Origin of the sequence: Dawidia cretensis (assembly GCF_018598175.1) — a bacterium.
Taxonomy (GTDB): Bacteria; Bacteroidota; Bacteroidia; order Cytophagales; family Cyclobacteriaceae; genus Ohtaekwangia; species Ohtaekwangia cretensis.
On sequence record NZ_JAHESE010000033.1, the window covers coordinates 33086 to 57998 of the forward strand.

General features: G+C 54.8%; 13 protein-coding genes. 8 read left to right on the forward strand and 5 right to left on the reverse strand.

Going from position 1 to position 24913, the window contains the following annotated elements; translation table 11 throughout:
* Window positions 1–201: 201 nt before the first annotated feature.
* The 5 genes from KK062_RS24330 (at window position 202) to KK062_RS24350 (ending at window position 14606) form a co-directional block, all read left to right on the forward strand.
* Window positions 202–600 (forward strand): response regulator, encoded by a 399-nt coding sequence (locus tag KK062_RS24330; RefSeq protein WP_254086976.1) that lies wholly within the window; start codon window positions 202–204, stop codon window positions 598–600.
* 135 nt (window positions 601–735) lie between these two features.
* On the forward strand, window positions 736–2580 hold the full coding sequence (locus KK062_RS24335) for a cytochrome-c peroxidase (protein WP_254086977.1): 1845 nt from the start codon (window positions 736–738) through the stop codon (window positions 2578–2580).
* A complete protein-coding gene (locus tag KK062_RS24340) occupies window positions 2567–4471 on the forward strand; it encodes a cytochrome-c peroxidase (RefSeq protein WP_254086978.1) in 1905 nt (634 codons plus the stop codon). The genes KK062_RS24335 and KK062_RS24340 overlap by 14 nt, the downstream gene beginning before the upstream one ends.
* Window positions 4472–4881: 410 nt before the next feature.
* Window positions 4882–13629, forward strand: coding sequence for a LamG-like jellyroll fold domain-containing protein (locus KK062_RS24345; protein ID WP_254086979.1), 8748 nt, complete (start codon window positions 4882–4884; stop codon window positions 13627–13629).
* A 68-nt stretch (window positions 13630–13697) separates the two neighbouring features.
* Complete coding sequence (locus KK062_RS24350) at window positions 13698–14606, forward strand: leucine-rich repeat domain-containing protein (RefSeq protein WP_254086980.1); 909 nt, start codon at window positions 13698–13700, stop codon at window positions 14604–14606.
* Window positions 14607–14774: 168 nt separating this feature from the next.
* Here KK062_RS24350 and KK062_RS24355 read toward each other — a convergent pair whose 3' ends face one another.
* The 3 genes from KK062_RS24355 to KK062_RS24365 form a co-directional block, all read right to left on the reverse strand.
* Window positions 14775–16646 (reverse strand): RagB/SusD family nutrient uptake outer membrane protein, encoded by a 1872-nt coding sequence (locus tag KK062_RS24355; RefSeq protein WP_254086981.1) that lies wholly within the window; start codon window positions 16644–16646, stop codon window positions 14775–14777.
* 23 nt (window positions 16647–16669) lie between these two features.
* Complete coding sequence (locus KK062_RS24360) at window positions 16670–19903, reverse strand: SusC/RagA family TonB-linked outer membrane protein (protein ID WP_254086982.1); 3234 nt, start codon at window positions 19901–19903, stop codon at window positions 16670–16672.
* 264 nt (window positions 19904–20167) lie between these two features.
* Window positions 20168–21310: a glycoside hydrolase family 88/105 protein gene (locus KK062_RS24365; protein WP_438836531.1), complete on the reverse strand. Its 1143-nt coding sequence runs from the start codon at window positions 21308–21310 to the stop codon at window positions 20168–20170.
* 169 nt (window positions 21311–21479) lie between these two features.
* Here KK062_RS24365 and KK062_RS24370 point away from each other — a divergent pair, with 169 nt between their 5' ends.
* Together KK062_RS24370 and KK062_RS24375 are read left to right on the forward strand one after the other, a co-directional pair.
* A complete protein-coding gene (locus tag KK062_RS24370) occupies window positions 21480–21812 on the forward strand; it encodes a hypothetical protein (protein WP_254086983.1) in 333 nt (110 codons plus the stop codon).
* A 169-nt stretch (window positions 21813–21981) separates the two neighbouring features.
* Entirely contained in the window at window positions 21982–22845 is an 864-nt protein-coding gene (locus tag KK062_RS24375; protein ID WP_254086984.1) for a sigma-70 family RNA polymerase sigma factor, read from the forward strand.
* A gap of 103 nt (window positions 22846–22948) precedes the next feature.
* Here KK062_RS24375 and KK062_RS24380 read toward each other — a convergent pair whose 3' ends face one another.
* Complete coding sequence (locus tag KK062_RS24380; protein WP_254086985.1) at window positions 22949–23335, reverse strand: VOC family protein; 387 nt, start codon at window positions 23333–23335, stop codon at window positions 22949–22951.
* 100 nt (window positions 23336–23435) lie between these two features.
* On the reverse strand, window positions 23436–23807 hold the full coding sequence (locus tag KK062_RS24385; protein ID WP_254086986.1) for a winged helix-turn-helix transcriptional regulator: 372 nt from the start codon (window positions 23805–23807) through the stop codon (window positions 23436–23438).
* 139 nt (window positions 23808–23946) lie between these two features.
* Between KK062_RS24385 and KK062_RS24390 the strand changes: the two genes are divergently transcribed.
* Window positions 23947–24894, forward strand: a complete 948-nt coding sequence (locus KK062_RS24390) for an NmrA/HSCARG family protein (protein WP_254086987.1) — start codon at window positions 23947–23949, stop codon at window positions 24892–24894.
* Window positions 24895–24913 lie beyond the last annotated feature (19 nt).

Genomic DNA, 24913 nt, shown 5'->3' on the forward strand with positions numbered 1-24913 from the left:
GGTGAGGGATGTTCGGTAAGCGGAGTCGTCTCTTCAGGTGGGACGGCTAAAAACAGAGTGCGTGTGGGAGCGAGAGCGAACACATTCACTTTGTTTTTTCTTCACACTCACACTAGAACTGCAAACGGCCGCGGTCCGTTCGAGGAATTAGCACACTGCATTTTTGTTTTTTAACAGACGCAAGATTAAACCGGGAGGGATATGAATAAAAATGTGTTGCTGGTCGATGACGATCACGTATTTAATTTTTTGAGTAGCCGGCTCTTCGAAAAGCTCGGCTTTACCGAAGGCATCCACATGGCCATGAACGGCGCCGAAGCGCTGAAGCTAATCAATGATTATTACTCCGGCACGCAGAGCCTCCCCGACGTCATCTTACTCGATCTCAACATGCCCGTCATGGATGGTTTCGAGTTCATCGAGGCATTCCAGCGCATCCGCATGCCAAATAAAGACCGCGTAAAGATCGTCATCGTAAGCTCGTCTCAAGACGAAAAAGACGTCGCCCGCGCCCGAAGCCTCGGCATCACACATTATTTGACGAAACCCATTCGCGAAAAAGACCTCCTGGAAATCATGAACTCCACGCGTTGGGGATGAAAAACAACGTGAGCGTGAACGCTCAGCACTAACACCTGCCAGATACACGTTCGTGGCTCCTTTTAGTTACCGGTAACAATAACTTAACCTTCAGATAAAGCCTCGCTGCGTTCGCTATCCTACATTTGGGCGCCCGTGAATGCAGCCGACAAAACACTGATACTAATCGCAATCGCGGCGGTAGTAATGTTTGCCTTCAGGCAAGCCCCCGATCCGATCGACACCGTCGCACGAAAAGACATCGCAGCCTTGCAAACGACTGCATCAACACTCGAGCAAACCGCGCAGGCATTCCAAACCGGCAAAATCAAGCTCGACTCCCTGCAATCCACCGTAGCGCACACCCGCCGGCAATACAAAAAAGTCGAATTCCTGCTAGCCTATTATTATCCCGAATACGTCGAAGAATATATCAACGGCGCCCCGCTACTCCACCTCGAGCGCTACGACACCCGCCCCGTAGTACGCAATCCCGAAGGGCTGCAGACCCTGGACGAGCTCGTGTATGCCCCCGACGCACGAGAGCAGACCCTTGCCATCACCACGCTGGCCCAACGCTTCCACACACGCTACAACACCCTCGTAGCGGGCTTCGACGATCAGCCGGTAACGGCAGCCGACGCCGCGCTGGCGCTCCGGTTACAGCTGGTCCGTATCTTCACACTCGGCGTAACAGGCTTCGATACCCCCGGCTCGGTACACGCACTACCAGAAGCCGCCACGTCGTTAACGGCATTGCAGCAAATGGCGGCTGCGCTATTTCCCGGTGAGCAAGGCGCCGCACTACAACAAGCCTTTACCCGTGCGATCCACAACTTGCAGCAGCCGGTCTCGTTCGACGACTTCGACCGGCTGACGTTCCTGAAAGATCATATCAATCCGCTGTATAAAGAATCGCTGCGCCTGCAACAGGCCCTTTACCCGAACGCAACAACGAAATCCTATAGCAGTAAATATCCACAACCCTGGAACCCCTCCAGCGCCGATCTCTTTGCACCGGACTTTCTCGACCCATACTTCTATACAGAATTAAAACGCGCGGAAGACAACGACGCGCTGCGCGCCCTGGGAAAGAAGCTCTTCTATGATCCCGGCATTAGTCACACCGGCACCATGAGTTGCGCCTCCTGCCACGATCCTGCAAAAGGCTTCGCCGACGCCCGGCCCCGCTCGCAAAGCAACATTCAGGGAATGACGGTACAGCGCAATGCGCCGACGTTGCTCAACGCCGTCTATGCGGACCGTTATTTCTACGACCTACGCGCCTTTACGCTGGAGCAACAAGCCGAGCACGTGATCTTTAACCCACGTGAGTTTAATACCGCTCATGAAGAAATCCTCCGGAAGCTGGAGCAAGACAAAGTCTATCGCGCGCAGTTTCAAAAAACATTTTCTTCGCCAGGTGTCACGCGCGAGCGGTTTGCCAGGGCACTGGCGTCGTACGTGCTGTCGTTGAAATCCTTTAACAGTCCCTTCGATCGTTATGTACGGGGGGAGGCGGCCCTGCCCGATACCGCTATACGCAAAGGGTTCAACCTGTTTATGGGCAAGGCCAACTGCGGCACCTGCCACTTTGCACCGGTGTTCTCGGGGTTGTCGCCGCCCGAGTATCGCAAGAACGAAAGCGAGATCCTGGGTGTATTGCAAGACCCTGCCGCCCGTCGCAAGGCGCTCGATCCCGACAACGGTCGCCGGGACAACCAGGTGTTCAGTGAAGAATCGTGGATCTTTGGGAAATCGTTTAAGACCACTACCGTGCGGAACGTAGCGCTCACGGCGCCATACTTCCACAACGGTGCCTACAAGACCCTGGAAGAAGTAATCGACTTTTACAACAACGGCGGCGGCGCCGGCCACGGCCTGGAAGTAAAGAATCAGACGTTGGCGCCGGATTCACTGCACCTGTCGGTATCCGAAAAAGCTGCGCTCGTGGTGTTTCTTCGTTCGCTCACAGACCCCGGCGTATATGGTCCGCAGTAAGCAGCCGGTAGCAGGAGTCCATGGGCGCCGTGTGGCGCTGGCTGCCGTGAGCGTGGCGATTCTGTTCCTGTCCCTGCGGTTTGTTCTACACCCGGAAACGCCGGAGGAGAGCATGTTGCAGCAGACACACGCGGGCGTGAAACAGCTGGAAACGGAAATCCAACGGTTATACCAGGCCGCACAGGACTACCGGGCGGGCAGGGGCGCGTTAACGTCCCTCCAGGCACAAGTCTCCGCTACGCGCAAGGCCTATAAAACGATCGAGTACATCCTCGAATATTATCATCCGACCTATATAAAAGAACATATCAACGGTCCGCCGCTGGATCACCTCGACCCGTATCCGCACCGGGACTTACCGACCGTGGTAACACCGCGGGGTCTGCAAGTACTCGACGAGCAAGTATATTCCGATGAGGCAAATGATCACCGCGAAGAGATCGCCAACCTGGTGAGCGAGTTGAAAACCCGCTATCAGATATTACTACTGCAATTCGAAAAGCGCCGGTACATTCAGCGCTTCGAGGCATTTGAAGCCATGCGCCTGGAGCTGATCCGTATGTTTGCGTTGGGTGTCACCGGATTTGATACCCCGGGATCGCTGCAGGCGTTACCCGAAGCGGCCGTTACCTGTCGCGCGTTGCAACAAGCCACCGGCTATTATGCCGCCAGCGTGCCGGGCGATGGCGCCGGGGTGGCTGCGCTCTTTGGTAGCGCCGCCACGTACCTGGATACGCACAACAACTTTGATACGTTTGACCGGCTGACATTCCTGACCGACTATATCAATCCCCTCTATAAAAAGCTGCTGGCGCTGCACCGCCATCTCGGCGCCCGTACGTCGGCGGAAGTAACGAAAGAAGTGCCCGCCTGGAATTTTTACAGTGACAATATCTTCTCAGCCGACTTTCTCAATCCCTACTATTATACGTTGTTAAAGCAGGAGCAGGACAACGAAGCGCTGCGCGCGCTCGGCAAGAAATTATTCTACGAGCCCCGCCTGAGCAACAGTGGCGCGATGAGCTGTGGCAGTTGCCATCAACCGAAGCGGGCATTTGCCGATGGCGAAGTACGCTCGCATGCCAACGCCGAGGGACGCCTGGTGCGGCGCAATGCGCCCTCGTTGATCAACGCCGTCTTCTCCGATCGCTTTTTTTATGACCTGCGTGCATTCGACCTGGAAGATCAGGCCGGGCACGTAATCGAAGATCATTTAGAGTTTAACACCACGTTCCAGGACATGCTGGCCCGACTGCAAGCAGCGCCCGAATACCCGGCTGCCTTTCACAATGTCTTTCCGAAGAGCGCAGAGGCCCCGATCACCCGGTACCAATTCTCGGCAGCACTGGCGTCGTACGTGCTATCGCTAAAATCTTTCAACAGTCCCTTCGACCGGTTTGTGCGCGGCGAGACGACGGCATTGCCGCGCAAAGTGCGAGCGGGATTCAATTTGTTTATGGGCAAAGCAGCCTGTGGCACATGTCATTTTGCCCCGACGTTTGGAGGCCTGGTGCCCCCGCTCTATCACGAAAACGAAAGCGAGGTACTGGGCGTGTTTGAAAAGCCAGGCCTGAAAATCCCCGACGGCGACCCGGGACGCGCCGCAAACGGCGTGGTAAGCGAGGACGCCGACATATACCGGCATTCATTCAAAACCGTATCGGTTCGCAATGCAGCGCTCACAGCCCCATACTTCCATCACGGCGGCTATAAAACACTGGAAGAAGTACTGGATTTCTACAATCTGGGCGGCGCACAAGGCGTAGGCCTGACAGACGAAGTCCCACATCAAACGCTGCCCGCCGCACCATTAAACTTATCGCGCAGCGAAATCAACGACATCATTGCATTTCTGCAATCGCTTTCGGACGAAAGCTTGAATAAGGAATAAACTTTTCGGGTATAGTAACTCCACCCGGCACAGGTGACGCACCCACGCTTCGGTGCTTAACACCTGCACCCAGAATCCGCATATTTCCGACGAAGTCAAGGTCGTTTAAACAAAATTAAAATTAATATTACCTGGTGCATCCGCCCTAACCCATCCACAACCCTCCGTTACCACTCACTGCCTATTGCAAACGATGCAGCAAATATCCGCATTACCTCCCTGTTTACTCCCAATAAACAAATTTCTCCCTTTATCTATACCCGCCTCGTTCCGCATGAACAGAACATGAAGTTTCTTCAGTCGATTCAGAGAATTGTTAAAAATACCTTAATCTCTTCCAGATACTACGTCTCCCTGAGAATCTCATTTTTGCGCATCGAAAATTACACACATCTCACATCTCCCCAAGTATGAAAAGAATGATGATCTGGACCCTGTTGCTGTTTGCATGGATGACCTCCATGACGGCGATGGGTCAGGTGCTGCCAGGCGACTCCATCGTCTTCGGCCCGATGTTCAGTCCGGTCTACCACGACTCTGTGCGAGTTTGGGTAGTCACCAAATCGAACACGGGCGTAGGCGACGCCATTACGCTGGAAGTGACCGGAACGGCCCCGGGGGCCCCGTTGGAGGGAACAGTATATAACAGCGATGACCGGTTGGGGTATAACCTCCGGTCGTTTGTGTATCCGAAGCTGACGCAGGGCGCCACGTACACCGCGGTGATCAAGCGCAACGGGACGCGCGCGAAGGGTCGAACAGCGACCATCCGCAACACCTCCGAGCAGCTCTCCGACTTCGAGTTCCTGACCGGTGGTTGCGGACGGATCTATGACCTGCGCCGCTGCATAGACCGGCCGGAAGCACAGACACACGTCAACGGCGATCCGGCGATGTATAACCGCATGGCGGGCGAAGGAAGTGACCTGATGATCTGGACAGGCGACGCAACGTACCTGCTGGGCTTACAGCACGCCATGGGGCAATGTCCCGACGGCATCGACGACTGGGCCAATAAAGATATGGCCTTTGCACGGTATGCATTCTACCGTACCTTCCACGACTCGCTGACGCGCGCCATGCCGCAGCTGGCCATTACCGACAACCACGATACTGGCCCCAACGAATTCAATAAGACCTTGCCCACACTGGGCGAGATGAAAGAGATCTTTATGGACTGGTGGCCCAACCCGCACTATGGACGTACCAAAGAAGGGCAGGGACTTTTTTCGTCGTATGTATATAAAGACGTCGAGTACTTCCTGCTCGATAACCGCAGCTACCGCGACGGCGTCGGGCAGCACCTCGGCCCCGAACAGCTGGCATGGCTGAAACAAGCACTGCTGAATTCAAAGGCCACCTTTAAAGTACTGATCAACGGTACCCCGTCTTTTGCAAAGCATTGGGGCGGTCGGAACTTCTCCGTCACCCAACAAGCCACCGAACTCATCGCGTATATTCAAGAGAAGAATATCGACGGTGTATTGTGTTTCAGCGCGGACATTCACGAGCAGGAATTTTACGGTCGCTACGGCGATGTAAAATATCCGCTGTTCGACATGATCTCCGGCAACCTGAACTCCGACATCGGTAACGGTCAGCATACCATTGATTACACGAGTGACCGCATTCTGCGCGGTGTTAAACAAACATACCTGCGTGTCAATGTGTATGGCGAAGCAAACGACCGTCGCATGAAGATCGAGTATGTAAACGTGCTAGGGCAGCCGTATTTCACCAGCGTCATTCACGCCGACATGTTAAAGAGTGTGGATGCCGACACCCGCAAGCTGTTCCTGAGCTTTGCCGGCGTGCTGAAAGATTCTTCAACCTATGATCACAACGTACAGGGCACCGGCATTTCGTACGGCACGGATAAAAATGGAGTCGCCGGCCGGGCGCTGCAATTCAGCGGGGGTTCGTCGTTACAACTGACACACACGAGCGTGCTCGATCTGCACGACCGTCCGTTTACCGTAGGGTATTGGGTGAACCCATCGCAGTTTGGCACCACTGGATCGACACTGATCTCCACCGGCGGCAACACCGGTGTGACGTTGGGCTTTGATAAAGATGGTTATCCCCAGTACACCGACCTGTCATCAAAGAAACAATATACCGGCACGCAAAAGTTGCTGGTCAATCGCTGGGCACACATGCTGTGGCAATACGATAACGTAAAACGCCAGCTGTCGCTTTATTACAATGGTCAGTTGGTCCAGCAATGGTCCAACGTCGATCCGTCTGTAGCATCGGCCGCCGCGTGGATGCTGGGCAATGATGCAAACAACCGTCACTTTATCGGTTTACTCGATGAGGTGAGCGTGTATGGTAAGCTGGTATCCGACAACACCGTAAAAGATCTGGCGGATTTTGTCAGTACCCGGGGCAACGTGATAAAGCTCGGCGGTTCTTCGACCACTACATTACCGGAAGAAGTTATTGGCGCCGCCATGAAGGGCGACTTTACACTGGAGTTCTGGGGCAAGCTGAATGCCGACCCGGGCGACAACACCAAGATCGTCGCGAGCAATGGCCGCCTGCCCAACAACAATACAACCGGCATCGGCTTTGAATATCCCAGCTCGAACAAGCTCAACGTCACACTGGGGAACAACACCGGCGGCTGGCAGACAGGCCTGCAAGACAAAGGCGCTGCCTGGAACATCGGCGAATGGAACCACATCGCACTGTCGTATGCCGGCGGCAAATGGACCTACTATGTCAACGGCGAAAAGGCTGGCGAAGTAACGTCGCCGTATACGCCCAACCCCAAGGGTCTGGGCATCGGCCACAGCCCGTCGTATACCGGCGGCGGCACACAGTCCGAGCTGGACGAGTTCCGCATCTGGAGCCGCGCCCTGCCGCAAGACAGCATTCGCAAATACATGTTTCACACCCTGACGGGAAAAGAACAAGGACTTGAAATTTACTATGACTTCTCGGAGGCAACGGGCACTACCGTCGCGAGCAAAGGGAACATTGCGTATACACTTCCGCTGGTGGGCTCATCGTTGACGGCGGGCACATCGCCTGTCGCCGAGCTGGCGCCGGACTACCGGCAGTCGGTTACGGGTTATTGGAGCAAAGGCGTGCTCAAGTCCAACGGAGGCTTTGCGCTGACCGAGCCGATCACGTCCTATACCAGCAACCTGGTAGTGGGTAAACAAGTTGATACGGGCATGCTGCCGACAGCAAAAGAAAGCCAGACGTACTACCTGGCCGGCGGCTGGCAGCTTGAACCGCAGAACTATCCGTTTGGCAATTTTACAATCGACCTGGACGAGAGCCTGTTGAAGGCGGACTCGATCCGTCGTATTGCCCGCGAATATTTCTGGATGCAGAAAGATGAAGCGGGGGCGTTCTCCGTTGTGAACGAAGGCAGCTTTGACGGCCGCACAGTGACATTCCGGAACACCGTGCTGGAAGAAGGTGTATATTACCTGGGTTGGAAAGCCGACACCACCGCGCTGTTCGACCGTGGAGGGAACGTGTCGTTCCTCGGCGGCCACTCGGCCCAGATCCCGTTTGCAGACATCAACCCGGTGTTTGCCGGCGAGTTTACACTCGAGCTGTGGGTGCGTGTCGGGAAGGCACCTGCCGCCGGGGGCAACGTGCCGCTGGTCTCCAACCACGGCCGGATCAATAACAACACCTCCGGCATGGTGATCGAATATAACAGCAATAAAATTGTTTCGGCTTCTTTCGGTACAAATACCGCCGACTGGAACAAGATCGATACCGGTACGCCCCTGAACCTCGACGAGTGGAACCATCTTGCTGTGACCGTGTCGCCGGGCGGTAAGACCGCCAGGATGTACGTCAACGGCGTGCTGGTCGGTACAAAAGCGTTCAATACGTTTGCAACCAACACAAACTGGAACTTCGGCCTCTCGCATAGTGTCAACTATAAGAGCGAGGCCGTGTCCATGATGGACGAAGTCCGCGTGTGGAACCGCGTGAAGACCGAAGCCGAGATCCGGGAGCAGATGCACCTGAGCGTATCGGACGAAGATCCTTCGCTGATCTATAACTACACCGCCGATCAGGTCGACAAAGGCTACCTGATCAACCGCGGTGTAAAGAAAGACAGCATTGCCTATACGAAGGCGAACATCGTCGATGCGACCAGCCCGGTCGTAACCGACATAGCACCGCTATACAGTAAATACATCACGGGCAACTGGAGCCGTCAGAATACAACCACGAACGGTCTGTACCTGAAGGATGCCATCAAGAGCCCGGCAGACAACGTGGTCGTCGGCAGAGACCGTAACAATGGCCTGGCCACCATCGGTAGCGACGCAAACCACTACTATGTAAAAGGCGGTTGGTTGCTCAACGCGCAGAACATCGAGCGCGCTACGGCATTGATCGACCTGGCGGCTGTCTTTCACCGTCCTGACTCGGTGACGGCGCTGGCAAAATCGTTCTACCTGATACAAGGTGATCCGGAAGGCAAACACGAGATTGTCGCAACCGGTGAACGCACGGGCAACCTGGTCGAGTTTACAGACCTGGCCCTGGACTTTGGTGTGTATTACCTGGGATATGAAACCGACATGGACGGCATCATTGGCAAGCAGGGCGGTGCCCTGGACCTGGCCGCCGGTCACAATGTGTCGATTCCGTATGCGGATGTCAACAACGCTCTGTCGGGTGAGTTCACGATCGAGGTATGGGCGAAGCTGAACGCTGATCCTGCCGAGTACGGCAAACTGATCGGCTTCAGCAGCAGCCGCGACAGCTACTTTGCCGGTTTTGAATTTGAGTTCCGCGGCAACAATGCGCTGCAGACGATCCTCGGTAAAGGTCAGAATGGCGGCTGGAATACCATCAGCTCGACCACACCCTGGAACGTCGGCGAGTGGAACCACGCCGCCGTGACTGTGACACCGAACAAATACTTCCGGTTCTATATCAACGGTGAGCTGATCGACAGCGTTGCCACCGGTACGTTCCAACCCAATGCCTATAATATGGCGTTTGCGACGAACCTGTTCAACAACAGCGAAAGCCTGGTAACGATCGACGAGTTCCGCATTTGGAATAAAGCGAAGACACAAGCGGAGATCCGCCGGCAAATGCACCAGACCTTGCCGCCAGGCGAGAACAACCTGGTGTACCACTTTAGCTTCGATCAGGCAACCGGTCAGAACATCATCAACACCGGTTCGCAAGGCGGTTCAATACCATACGCAAAGGCTTCCCTGGTTCCGGCCACTACCCCGGTAGGAACGTTCACCGCGCCGTATAACGAAGCTGTATCGGCGAGCTGGAGCCTGAAGAATGCCGACATCAATGGTCTATTGCTGAAAGACCGTGTGACCGACTACTATAGCAACCTGGTGGCGGGCCGCGAAGCCAACAACCAGATCATTCCGGTGCCCAATACAACGGACACGGTATACCTGAAAGGCGGCTGGCAAGTAAGGCCGCTGAACCTGACGCGTGCCACGGTGAAGATCGACCTGAGCAAACTTGTTGCAAACCCCAACACGATCGCTGCGAAAGCCACGAAGTTCCTGCTTCTGCAAGGTGACATGGCCGCAAAGCCGACCATCGCTGCCGAGGGCACCTTCAACGGCAAGGAAGTGGAGTTTGCGTCGGTGACATTACAGGAGGAGATCTACCATCTGGCCTGGAAAGTAGGCGCTGCGGCACCGGTGTCGGCAGAGTACCAGGTAAATACCGGTAACGACGATGCCGAGCAGGACATTGCTTCGGGTAAAATGAACCTCACCAGCAGCGACATCGAGTTTACCAAAGATGCTGCGAGCGATCAGCTGATCGGCGTCCGCTTCAACGGTATCAACATCCCGCAAGGATCGGTGATCGAGCACGCCTACCTGCAGTTCGTGGTGGACGAAGTGAACACAACCGGCCAGCCGAATATTTTGATCGGCATCGAAGATACCGACAGCCCGAACGAGATGAGCAGTTTCGACTTCGATGTCTATCACCGCATCCAATTCCTCGGTGACACGATCGTCTGGCAGCCCGGTCCATTTGCCAACGTCGGCGACGCGGGAGCAGGCCAACGCACCCCCGATCTGGCGGAGCTGTTGAACGAGATCGTCAGCCGCCCAAACTGGAAAGAAGGCAACTCGGTACTGTTTACCCTGATCGACCCGGCCGCCCGCGCCATCAAAGGCTATACGGCGAACACCGACAAGCGTGTAGCGCAGGCGTATGAGAACAACCCGGCCAACGCGCCGCGCCTGATCGTGACCTACGTCATTCCCGATCGTTATTACAACGGTACATTCCCGGTGGCTAAAAGCGCCTCGTGGAAATATGACGACAGCGGCGCGGACCTGACAAGCGCCGACTGGAAGTCGCTGGACTACAACGACGCTGCCTGGCACTATGGCAATGCCATCCTTGGCTACGGCGACGGCAACGAAAGCACAACGTTGAACTTTGGTAGCGACGCGCAGAACAAACGTACGACGTACTACCTGCGTCATATCTTCGAAGTAAAAGATCGCACGGAGTACGACTCTCTGCTCTTCGATGTGCTGCGCGACGACGGCGCGATTGTATATGTGAACGGCACCGAAGCTTTCCGCACCAACATGCCGGAAGGCCCCGTGGCCTACAACACATTCGCCTCGGCGACGGTGAACGATGCCGACGAGCGCGCATACTATCGCTATAAGACAAAGAACCTGCTGCGCAACGGCACGAACGTGATCGCCGTAGCGCTGCACCAGGCTTCGGCCAGCAGCTCGGACCTGAGCTTTGACCTGGCGGTAGGCTTTACCGAACCGCCGCTACCGACAGCAACGTATCCCCTGGTGAAGGAGTCACTCTGGCGCTACCTGGACAACGGTATCAGCCTGGACGCTGTAGCCTGGAAAGACACCACGTATACCGACGACCGCGCATGGGCCATCGGTCAGGGCGCCCTCGGCTATGGCGACCCCGTGAAAACGACCATCTCCTACGGTCCCGACGGCGGTAACAAGTATATCACGACCTACTTCCGCCGCGATATCATGGTCGATACCTCGACCCTTGCCGACGAGGTCGAGATCGGCATGCGCCGCGACGACGGAGCACTGGTATACATCAACGGCGTGGAAGTGATCCGTGACAACATGCCCGAAGGCGCGATCAACGCGCAGACATTCTCGTCTACGATCGTAGACGGTGCTGCAGAGACTACCTATTATACCTTTCGGTTGCCGAAGACCGTCTTCCGCAACGGCCGCAACCAGCTGGCGGCAGAGATCCATAACCGCGACGGCAGCAGCTCCGACCTGGGCTTTGACCTGTACCTCAAAGATGCACCATCCGTGAACCCACCGGTACAATGTACCGACGATCACATTGCCTGCTTCACGTCGATCCACCCGACGGGACAGACCACAAAGATGATCATCCCGGAGCAACACCGCTTCCAGCTGATCTTCAAGCAAGGCACCCCGTTTACGAAGGGTAGCGGCACCGTACCGGGCAACCACGACTTTACTGCTTATGTGCCGATCAACGGCAGTAGCGCATTAGGGCACCTGTCCGTGAACCACGAGAACACCCCCGGTGGTGTCTCGATCGTTGACCTGCACCTCGACAAGGTCAATAGCCTGTGGGTGGTAGATACGACGCAAGCCGTAGACCTGTATAACAACGCCCTGGTGACAACAACCCGTAACTGCTCCGGTGGTATTACGCCCTGGGGTACCGTGATCACGTGCGAGGAAAGCCTCGACGGTGGCGATGTAAACGGCGATGGCTACAACGATGTAGGATGGGCCGTGGAAATCGACCCGGTCACCTCGAAAGTGAAAGACTACGATGGCGACGGCAAACAAGATAAGCTGTGGGCCCTGGGCCGCATGAACCACGAAAACGTGGTGGTACACGCCGACGGCAAGACGGTATATTACGGCGAAGACGGTGGTACACACTGCGTGTATAAGTTCGTCGCCGACGTGGCCGGCAACCTCACCGCCGGTACACTGTATGTACTGAAGCTCGATCAACCGCTGTCGAACAACGACCCTACCGGTAGTACAGCAGTTTGGGTGAAAGTGCCGAACGCGACCAAAGACGATCGCAACAACACCATCAGCCTGGCATCTTCGCTGGGAGGTACAAACTTTGATGGGGTAGAAGATGTGGAGATCGGCCCGATCGACGGCAAGATCTACTTCACGTCAAAAGGCAAAGGCCGCGTGTACCGCTTCCGTGACGGCGGAACCGTAAGCGAGTTCGAAACTTTCGTAGGCGGCACTTCTTATAACATCAATACCAAAGAAGGTGTAGTAACCGAAGCCTGGGGTGGCGGTAACGACAACCTGACCTTCGACGACAAAGGCAACCTGTGGGTGCTGCAAGACGGCGACAACTACTACATCTGGGTAGTACGTCCCGACCACACGCAGTCCAACCCGAAAGTAGCGCTGTTCGCGTCGATGCCGGCCGGTTCGGAGCCTACGGGCCTGACCTTCTCGCCCGACTTCAAGTATGGCTTCTTCTCTGTACAACACCCGAACGGCAACAACGCCGCACAACCCGATGCGACCGGCAACGATGTGACGTTTGATGCTTCGGCAACGGTGATCTTTGCATTGAACGCCGACCTGGGCGCACAGCCGCCGGTAGCCGACTTCTCGGCAGACCGCGTGAAGATCAAACCAGGCGAAAGTATAACATTCACCGACCTGAGCACACACGCTGCCACCGCATGGGCGTGGACATTCGAGGGTGGTACGCCGGCTACTTCGATCGAAACGTCGCCCGTAGTGACCTACGCCACCCCGGGTATATATGACGTAACACTCGTGACTATCAACGCCACAGGCGCCAGCGTCCCCATAACGAAAGCCGACTATATCGTGGTGGAGAAAGAAGCGGATCCGGTAACAGGTTTGCCGGAAGGACCTGGCAACAGCCACGTGCTGGTGTTCCCGAACCCGTCACACGGCATGATCACCGTGCGGTTGAGCTTAGCCGGTGGCGAAGACCTCGCCCTGGAGTTGTTCGACCTGATGGGCCGCAAGCTGACCACACTCGCTACCGGCAAGGGCAAGCGCGGTGAGCAGACGCTGACGTATGATCTGCATGCCGTGGTACCGGCGAGCCAGATGGTCATCCTCAAAGTGAAGATCGACGAAAGCGAAAGCCAGTATAAAATTCAAGTGTTAAAATAGTTTGTGTAACGCAATGGCAGAGCGTCCGGGTGAAAGCCCGGGCGCTTTTACTGTTGTAAAGCGATGCCATGAAAAAGTGCCTGATCCTGTCTGTCCTGGTAGCGACGATGTATACCGCCCGTGCGCAACATGCCAACCCGCTGGAAGCGCCGGTATATTATGCCGTACAGGATGCGCTTGCCAAAGACGCCGCGGCCACCCAATTGAACCTGCGCGATCAGTCACTCTTCTCGGTGCCATCGGATCTTGCGCGGTTGACCAACCTCCGGTTTCTGAACGTCATGCGCAATCACTTCGAGACCTGGGATGAAGACATCTTTGCGTTGTCACGCCTGGAAGTACTGAACATCCGGAACAACAAACTCAGAGCAGTCCCCCCGGACATTGCCTCCCTGTCGAAACTCGTAAAGCTCGATGCCGCCGCCAACAGCATCATCGTTATCCCCGAAGAGATCGGACGCTTACAAGACCTGCGCTTCCTGCATTTATCACTAAACGCACTGACGTCGATTCCTGCGTCGATCGGGGAGTGCCGGGAGTTAGAGGTCCTGGAGCTGGCACACAACCAGCTAAGCCACGTACCGGCAACGCTTCGCGAGTTGAAACACCTGAAGCAACTACAGCTAGGCTATAATCAGCTGAATGAGTTCGATCCTGCCTGGGGCCGCTTCAAAAGCCTGGAACAGTTGAACCTGGAATATAATTATTTACAGCGGCTAACGCCGGATGTCAAAGGCCTGCGGCAATTAAAGACGTTGATCCTGACGCACAATAAGCTGGCCAGCCTGCCGGATGAGATTACAGCCCTGACGTCGCTGGAGCTGCTGGTGTTGTCTGACAATAAATTAGAATATCTGCCGAAGGAGATAGGCAAGTTGAAAAAACTAAAGACGCTGATCGCCGTCAACAACCGCTTTGGTCCCTCGGAGCAGGGGCGCATTAGAAAGGCACTGCCGGGTTGTGAGGTATATTTTTAGTAATTAACGAAAAAAGGAGAACGATACGGGTTGCTGGCGCAAGTCAGAGGCCGTCGGCGCCTGGCGAGTCTCCGCCCGAGACGGGGCTAAGACTCGCCAGACGCTATGGCCAGGCACTATACAACTACCGAGGGCCTACCAATTACCCTACTTTTTCTGTGATATGTTTCAATACCCCTCATTCTGCTCCGCAGCCTTCTCATCTGCCGTCAGCGGCTTGCCATTTTTCTGGTTTGTATCGAGGTAGGACTGCGGTATAGGCCGCCGTATATGAAAATCCCTGATGTTAGCCTTCGCATCCATATTAAACGCGCGCGCGCGCACAATGAGCGTGTTCGTCCGCGCCAGGTCTACCCAGCGGTGGAATTCCCCGAGCAGCTCCCGCGAGCGCTCATTCAAAATGAAGTGCACAAACATAGCCTCCATCGAGCCGACGCCGGTGGGATACAGCTCGCGTGCAGCTTCCGGCGTGCCGGGGGTGAAGGAAGCTTCGGTTACTTGCAAATCCTCCGCGGTACCGCCCGTTTCTCCGAAGGGTACTTGTTCAGCGAGGTAGTAGACATTGCTGCGGGTTTCGCCGCCTTTGTAGGCGGCGCGGGTACGCAGGTCGTTGATATACTTCAGGGCCGTGGTGTAGTCGCCCTTGCGACCGTAGGCTTCGGCGGCGATGAGGTAGGTTTCCGAGAGGCGCGCCAGGATGCCGTCGCGTGTGCCCTTGTCGTCGCTAAAGCTTACGCGGAAAGGATCTATATATTTTGAGAGCGACAGGAATACCTGGTTGCCGAAGTCGGTCTTGCCGTCGCTGTTATACCGCACCAGGAGCCTGGCGGGCGTGTGAAGCTTGTATTCCGGGGTAAACCGCGTGTCATCTTTTTTGTTGGCGATGTAAATGATGGAGGTATCCCCCAGGTTGAACTTTAGCTTTCCGACCAGCGCGGGCGTGGGGGCGTCGGTTTCTGTCCACCGGGGCAAGGTCGGCTCGTAGCCTGCCAGGTAAGCAGTTTTAAAGTTTTTATAAAAACGCGAGTCGTTCTTGCGGTCGAAGATGTCCAACGTATAGTCTGTGGGACGCAGACGGTTGAATTCGCGGCCGTTCGCCAGGTCGCGGGTCATGCCGGGATAGGTGCGGTAGTCGGACAGGAAGAACATGTGTGTACGGTTGCCAAAACGGCCGAGCACGGTTTGGGTGTTCTCAAACTGCGCGGCCAGTATAATCTCCGGGTTGGATTCGTTCGGACCGTTTACAGCCGTGTACTTAAAGATGTCGCTGTACTCCGCGGCCAGTTTGCGCGAAGAGTTGTTGATCACTTCTTCGGCATAATAGATCGCACTGTCGAGGTCGGTCTCCGGGGAGAAACCGGCGTAGAGCTCGCTGGCGCGTGTCAGGTACGCTTTGGCCAGGAAGTGCTGCGCGGCATAGCTGGCAATGCGGCCGTTTTGGGTGACAGCTGTGGGCAGCAGGTCGACGCTTTTGCGCAGGTCGCTGATCACGACGGCAAAGATCTCCTCGTCGGTGGCCCGGGTATACTCCAGCGTCAGCGTTTCCGACGGCGTAAGCTTGCGCGGCACACCGCCGAATTGCGTGACCAGCTTATAGTAGGCAAAGCCGCGCAGGAAGTATACTTCGCCCAGGCGGGTATTCTGCAGGTCGCCGGCCGGTAATACTTCGGGTATTTTTTTGATACCGATGTTGCAGACGTTGATCTGCGCATATAGGTTGTCGAAGAACGAGCCGATATACCCTTCCGTCGGCGCGAGCGTGGCGGTATAGGTGTTGTACGCCTGCGTGGTAAATGTGCCGGTGGCATAGGAGAGGCCGTGGGTGAACTCGTCGGTGCCATAGTTGGTCAGTACGTACGACCACTCGTCGTTGAAGTGGTACCGCAAGGCCTCGTACCCGCCGTTGACAAGCTCGTCGATACCCTCGGGTGTATCATACCGCTGTTGTGTGACAGTGGCCACCATTTCTTCCTTCAGGAAATCCGAGCACGATGTCAGCAACAGCCCGGCCACCAGGGTGGTATAGAATATCTTCTTCATGGTAATCCTCTTTAAATAGTTTGTTACAGTGTCAGGTTAACGCCAAATACATAGCTGCGGGAAGTGACGGAGGAGGCAACGTCCGGATCGTAGAACGAGGTGCGCGCATACAGGTACGGATTTAACATTTGCGCGTAGAGCCGCACGTTGCTGAGGCGCAGGCGTTCCAGGGCTGCGGCAGGAACAACATAGGCCACCGACACATAGCGGAGCTTAACGAACGAGCCGTCCTGGTAGTTCATGGCGCTGTAGTGAATGGGCTGCCCGCCGTTGCTGAAGTCGGCACGCGGATAAGCGTTGGTAGGGTTGTCCGGACGCCAGTAGTCGATCCTGCGCGATGCATAAAGTCCTTGCATGTCGACGGCGCCGCCTTCAAACGTTGCTCCCCAGCGGGCATAGAAGAACGCCGACAGCTCCCATTGCTTATACGTGAACGTGTTGGTGATGCCGCCGGTCCACAGCGGGTTGGTGGAGCCGATGATCTGGCGGTCGTAGTTCGGATCGATCTTGTAATCGCCATTGACATCTTGCACACGGATGTCGCCGGCCTTATACGTGGCGCCCTGCTCGTTGAACTTCGCCATTTCTTCCGCGTCGGCCTCCTGCCAGATGCCGATCTTTTTGTAGTCATAAAGTACTTGCAAAGGTTTGCCGATAAACCACAGTCTGGAGATGTCGTCGTTCTTGCCGTTGTACGACTCGACGATCTTGCCGCGGTTACGGCCGAAGGTAACGTTGGTAGTCCACTGGAAGCTCGGAAGGTCTACGTTTATAGTATTGATCAACAGCTCGATGCCGCGGTTCTCGGTTTCACCGATATTGGTCGTAACGCTTTTATACCCGGATACGGAATTGAGCGTCTGCGGCATGAGGATGTCGGTGGTGCGGGTAACGTAGGCGTCGATGGAACCGGTGATCCGATCGTTGAAGAAGCCGAAGTCTACGGCAAAGTTTGTGGTCGTAGATCGTTCCCAGCGCAAGTCCCTGGGCGGCATGGCACCCTGTTCATCCGCGGCACCTTTCGGATTAGACGGTACATAGGCGTTCACGGGCGTGGCGCCGAATACATAGGGGAGACGCAGCAGCGCGCCGGCCGTAGTATAGGGCTCTACGGACGAGGTGCCGGTGGCGCCGAAGCCGATGCGCGGCTTCAGCTCGGTGATCCACGTGGCGCCGCGCATAAAGGGCTCTTCAGTCATTTTCCAGGCGAGTGCCACCGAGGGAAAAAAGTCCCACTGGCTGGCGCCGTTCATGAGCGCCGATGCGCCGTCCCAGCGGCTCGAGGCCGTAACCAGGTATTTATCTTTCAGGGTATAGTTGACGCGGGCCATGTACGAGAACATGGTGCGTTTCAGGTAACCGGAGCCAAAGCCTGCGGGCGCGGCGGTTACGGTCGAGCCGATGTTATACCACAACTGGCTGCTGTAGGGAATGTTGTTGGCCGACACGTCGGAATTTTCCTGACGCCACAGCGAAGCGCTCTGCAGCAACGTCAGGCCCAGGCGATGGTTGCCGAAGGCTTTGTCGTAAAACAGCAGGTTCTCCAGTGTCCACGAGACTTGCTGGTCTTGCTGGTAGCGGGCGAAGTGCGTGGACGAGTTGGAGCCACCGCCACGGATCGATGAAAGTTTATCCTGGAACTCGCCGTTGCGGAAGTTCCGGAATTCGGGGCCAAAGTTTACGCGGAAGCGTAAGCCTTCGACGAGCTTCGCTTCGGCAAAGAAACTGCCGAGCAGGCGCAGGCTCGTACGTTCGTTGATGACCAGCTCGCCGTCGCGGATGGGGTTCACGATGTTGGCGTTAGCGCCGGGGTTGAAGATGTAATGGCCGGCGGTATCATAAGGCACGGCAAAAGGCAACATGCCTTGTGCGGACGCATAAATAGTCTTGGCCCCGCGCGAGCCGCCCGTAGAGACTCCGTAGTTCTGAATGCCGTAGGTGGCTGCGAGGTTGGCGCCCAGCGTCAGCCAGGGCGTGGCAGTCACCTCCAGGTTCAGGCGCGTGGAGTATCGCTTGTAATCCTGTCCCACGTTCGTGCCTTTCTGATTCAGCAGTCCGGCGGAGAAATAGGTTTTGATCTTGTCCGTGGCCATGCTGATGCTCACGTTGTGGTCTTGCGTGACGCCGGTCTGCTCGACGTAGTCTGTCCAGGGCGTTGTGCGCACGTTGTTGGGATCATATACCGGTACTTCATCCACGCCCCACTTCGCTTGTTCTTCGGCGGTGGTGGGACGCATCGCGGGTATCAGCGCGTCTTTGTCTTCCCAGGTATATCCGGCGGCGATAGTTTCCCAGGCAAAGGCGTCCTGGCCCAGGATGCGCTTGTCATCTTTGGGGTTGGGATACGGAGTGGTGTAATTGTTCGCGCCCGTCACGGCGCGGTAGGCATTGCGCCGATAGTCGGCATACTCCCGCGCACTGAACATCTCCTGGAGGTTATTGATCTTTTCGGCATACACCGAGCCGGAGTAGGTAATCTGTGTTTTACCGGGCTTGCCTTTCTTGGTGGTGATGAGCACCACGCCGTTCGCCGCGCGTGATCCATAGATCGCCGATGCCGAGGCATCTTTCAATACTTCGATCGACTCGATATCGTTGGGGTTAATCATGTCGATGCTGCCGCCGGTCTTGATCGGATCGTTTCCGTTTTGAATGGGGATTCCGTCGACGACGTATAGGGGCGCATTGGTCGCCAGCAGCGAGCGATTGCCGCGGATGCGAATAGCGCCGAATTCGCCGGGTCGCCCGGTAGCCGTCACGTCAATGCCCGCGGCGCGGCCTTGCAGGGATTGCAACGTATTCTGTACCGGCATGGCCATGATCTGGTCGGACGACACACGCGCCAGCGAGCCGGTGACATCGCTCTTTTTCACCGTGCCATACCCCACCACGACAACTTCGGAAAGCGAGGTAAGGTCGGTGATGAGGGCAACATCGATCGTGGAATGTTTACCGGCCACGACTTCCTGCGTGGCGTACCCGATGGCGCTGATAACGAGTATCGCTTCGTCCGAGTTGACTTCGATGGAGTAGTTGCCGTTGGTATCCGTAACGGTGCCGACCGTGGTACCTTTTACGACGACACTGGCGCCGGGAAAAGGTTGATTGTCATCTTGCGAAGTAACGTGGCCGGTGACGGTGCGTTGCTGGAGCGCGGCAGCGTGCGCGTGCGGCGCGGCTATTGCCAGCACGAGCGCCAGCAGCGCGATCCGTAACAATGTGTCTCGCCGTCTCTTTGGGTATAAAGATTGGTACATACGGGTAAGTTTAGGTTACTGTTGGTATAAAGATTGCGCACGGTAGGGTTGAAACACCCGTGTATATTAAAGGTACTTCTTACAAGTAATAGTAACTGTCCTGCACTATACCGTTTGCGGACGCGATGAAGGTGGTATTGCTATGGGTAATTGTTGCGCAGAAGTTGCGCAGAAAGTTGCACACAATGTGCACAGATGAGAATGTATAAAATGAAAAAGACCCGATGTTATACCGGGTCTTTTGTGATCGCTGGCGGTGTAATATTATTTCATCTGATACACCTCACTCCCCGCCAATAAAAAACACCCCAGTCCAAAATCCTCGAAGTTCGGCACCGAGTCATGCGTCACCGGCTGACTGTCCTTCGGTTCCTTACCGGTACCTTGCACATAACCAAGAAAACCATTCGGTCGAACCGCATCTTGCAGCAACGCATTCCACGCGCGCGTAACAATTGGTCTGTACTTCTTTTCATCGACGAGATTGTGGTTGACAGCCCACGCCATACCATAAACAAACAACGAGGTACCGGTAGTCTCCTTCCCCCCGAAGTGCGCAGGATCGTGTAGGCTCACATTCCAAAAACCATCGCTACGCTGAACAAGCGCCAGCGCCGCAAGCATAGCCTTCAGATCATCCTCGTATTGTTTGCGATGAGGAGCATTCGGCGGCAGGATGGTAAGCACGCGCACGAGCGCCGCAAGCACCCAGCCGTTGCCGCGCGCCCAATAGCAGTCCTGGCCGTTGGGCTCCTGGTAGGGAGGGTCGAAGTCTTTATCGCGCCACCATAGGTTATCTTGCGGGTTGAAAAGGCCATGGTCGCCGTGCTGGTTTCGGGTATACATATACATGGCGTGGGCGCGCTCCCAGTAGGCGGGGTCTTTGTAGCGCACGCCGAGCTGTGCGAAGACCGGCATGGCCATTTGGATGGCGTCGATCCAATCCCAGTCGTCGATCTTATCGGTGCGCAGCATGCTGTCGAGGGAGGCTTTGATCTTTTCGATGCGTGCCGGTTGGGGCTCAAGCAGGTACAGGTCGATGTACGTTTGGCCGGCGCACTGGTTGTCGGCATTGCGGGTATAGGTATCGCCGTCGCGCAGGTTCCATTGATGGAAGTCCGCCCAGCGCGTGGCGTAGTCGAGGTAGGCGGGCTGCGGGTCGATTTTGTAGAGGGCCATGAGGCCTTCGTAATACACGCCGCGGGTCCAGATGTTGCTGGCGCGTGACTTCTCGTGCACAATACGCAGGCCGACGTCGGGCCACTTGTCCATAAAATAACGGTTGGTGACACGCAGCGCCTCGAGCGTCTTTTCCTTCGCAGGAAGTTTTTGCTGCGCAGACGTCGTGAACGGGGCGATCCAGCCGAAGCTGATCATGAATGCAAAGAAGATGTATAAACGTTTCATGCTATTGAAAGTAGGGGTTGCCGCGGCGGCAACTTTCACGTAGTATCCTGTTTGGTAACATTTAACGGTTTTATCTTTCTGTTTCTTTCCTGATTTTTAATGACTAATACTTTTTTACCATGGTGCTACCGCGTCCGCCGGCGGCGATAGTATATACTACCTGCTGCCCGTGCAACGCCGCGCCACCACCAACGAGCTGGGCTGGCGCGCCACCCGCCTCTCGGATGCTGCCTACGATGAACAACAGGAGAAATATGTTGTTTCGTCCTGGTTTGATATCACGTATGCGCCGGTGATGGCATCCACGGCATGGCTGCCATCAGGCGTACGTGCAGCGGCGACGCTGGCGATAAGCCTGCCGCAACGACGCTCGACAGGAGAGTTCAGCCTGATGCTGTCGGTAGGAATAGGGTATGGGATGTTCCTTGGCGATGGGACGGTGCTCCAGGCCAGAATAGGCAGGAGCAGCGAAAGCGTTGGCGATGGGGTGATCGCAACTTAAAATGGCTCATTTCATGGAATTATGGAAAATAATGTCTATATTGAAGTAATTCCTCATTCAGCCACTATATTCTGCAATCCAATTCACCTCTCCCGCTCGGTTTTCTATTGTAGCGGTGTTATAGGATATTTTTCGCCTTCGAAGTCTACTTTCAACTAAAGATTATTCCATGAGACAACTGAAAATCAGTAAACAGATCACCAATCGTGAAAGCCAGTCGCTCGACAAGTATTTACAGGAGATTGGTAAGGTGGATTTGATTACTTCCGAAGAAGAGGTAGAGCTTGCTCAACGGATCAGGCAAGGGGACGAGGTTGCGTTGGAGAAGCTGACCAAAGCGAATCTGCGCTTTGTCGTTTCCGTGGCAAAGCAATATCAGAACCACGGGCTTACACTGGGTGACCTGATTAACGAAGGAAATCTTGGTCTGATCAAAGCCGCCAAGCGGTTTGATGAAAAACGGGGATTTAAGTTTATTTCGTACGCAGTTTGGTGGATCCGCCAATCCATTATGCAGGCGCTGGCGGAGCAATCGCGTATTGTTCGACTGCCCTTGAATCGTGTTGGCTCCTTAAGTAAAATATCAAAAACGTTTTCGGATCTGGAGCAAAAATTTCAGCGAGAGCCAACAACAGAAGAGGTTGCTGACGAGATCGGCGTGACAAATGAGGAAGTTGTTAGCAATCTCAAGGTATCCGGTCGGCATGTCTCGATGGACGCACCGTTTGCCCAGGGTGAGGACGGCAGTTTGCTGGATGTTCTTTATGATATCAATGAGTCGAACCCGGAGAGACAGTTAATGACGGACTCATTAGAACAAGAAGTTCAGCGCGCGTTATCTACGTTGACGAGGCGGGAAGCCGACGTGATCATATCGTACTTTGGACTGAATCAAACTGGCGCAATGACGTTGGAAGAGATCGGGGACAAATTCAATCTCACACGCGAGCGCGTCAGGCAGATAAAAGAAAAGGCCACCAGGCGATTGAGGTATGCCTCGAGAAGCACCACACTTAAGACCTACCTGGGCTGAAGTGTTATTTATATAATAATATTTGATAGACCGCTCCCCATGAGCGGTCTATTTTTTTTTACGGATGCAAACACTGCCTCACCATCCCCCAAGAGCCAACACACTACATCTGAAACACATTAAACCTATGCCCATCCGGATCGGCAAACACAAAACCATAATACCCTTCTCCAAACTCTTCCGGGTTGGAAACTATCGTTCCCCCGGCCTGCCGCACTTCCTTCTCCCATTGATCAACATCTTCCTTGCTGTCAGCAGACAGGGTAAATATAATTTCATTCCCAACGTTTGAATCGATTATCGGTCCCTTCATGGCGGGTTCCAGTATATCCCTCAAAAAGAAATGGATGATAAAATTCTCGTCGCTGAAGAAGAAGCTGGTCAGTTGGTCCGACGCTCCGTTGTGTTTAAATCCGAGTTGTTTATAGAATTTAGTGGTTCGGTCTAAATCCTGGACACTGAAATTGGCCCAAATCTTTTTTGTTTTCATATACAAAATGTTTTATGATTTAATAGTCTCAAAAATAGCCGATCAGCGGATCAAACAGGGCGGCTATTTGCGAAATCTATCGGGGGTATTTCGGCCAATCTTACGCGCGTTGTAACTCACCTCGCTCCCGGGCAACTTGGTTGCCCCAGGCTGTAATCGCTTCCAAAACGGGGATGAACGTTTTACCAAAATCAGTTAAACTATAAATGACTTTGATGGGCGGCTTCTTGCCGTAGACTTTTCTGGAAACCAGTTCGTCTTTCTCCAACTGCTTTAACTGTAAGCTTAGTGTCATTTCTGTAACGGAAGGCATTTCCCTGCGGAGCTCGTTGTATCTTTTTGCTTCATCCTTTAAGTGGTATAGGATGACCGCTTTCCATTTGCCGCCAACCAAATCCATCGTGAGGCTGACTGTGCACGGATAAACTTTCCCGTTCAGCTTAACATAGTCACCAATACATTCTGTTTTCATCCTGTTTTTTTTGGCCTATCGATCTGGATAGTTATTGCAAACGTAGCCTGCTAAAGATAGTTTTGCAACTATAATAATTATAGTTGAATTTTTCACTTAAATCACCGAGGGAATGGCGTCGAATGTAAAGTCAAAGGAGGTGGCCGGCAGCGATAAACCGCTCATCACGATCGTTGGGGTTTTGGGCAAGCAGGGGCGTAGTGCTGCACATACGTTGTTACGGAGCGGACGCTATCGTGTACGTGGGATTACGCGACGGGTTGACTCACCGGAAGCGCTTGATTTGGTCAAACAAGGAGCTGAGCTCGTGAATTTACCCCTCGATCTGGGGTATGAAAAAGATTTCGAGGAAGCCTTTCGCGGTTCGGATGGGATTTTCATGATGACACCCGGTATTGCGCCTCCGCAGACGCACGAGCTCGCGCTCGGTAAACAATTGGCTGACGCGGCTGTGAAAGCAGGGGTGCAACACATCATCTTCAGTAGTTTGGAAAATGTAGATGGCATCACCGCCGGGAAAAAGTTCGCGCCGCATTTTACAGATAAGGCGAGGATCGAAGAATATATTCGCGCGCTTCCGGTGACAAGCTCGTTTATCCATATGGCTTTTTTTTACACAAACCTGATGGAGTTTTACCCGCCGCAACGAGATGGCGACACGCTGGTGTTCCCTATCTACTTACCAAAGGACTTTCGCGCGCCGTTTGTGGATCCCCTTACTGCTACCGGGCCTGCTGTGTTGGAAATCTTGTCGAATCCAGGTCATTATGCCGGGAAGGCCTTGCCGGTCATTGGCGATATACTATCACCGCAGGAGATGGTCGATGTATTTACCCGGGTTACGGGTAAGAAGGCTGTGTATCGTTCCGCATTCACACGGGAAAATTTTATTCATTATTTCCCAGCGTTTAGCGCAAACGAAATATTGGTGCGCGAGATTTTGGGAATGGCGGAGTACGCCGTTGAATATGGCTATTTTGGCAAGGATCGTGATTTGCAATGGAGTCGTCAAACAAATCCGAACAGCTACACCTGGGAACAGTTTCTGCGCGCTACGGGTTGGGAAGGTGAAAGGCTTTCCTATTGACCCCAGTAACGCTTACCCA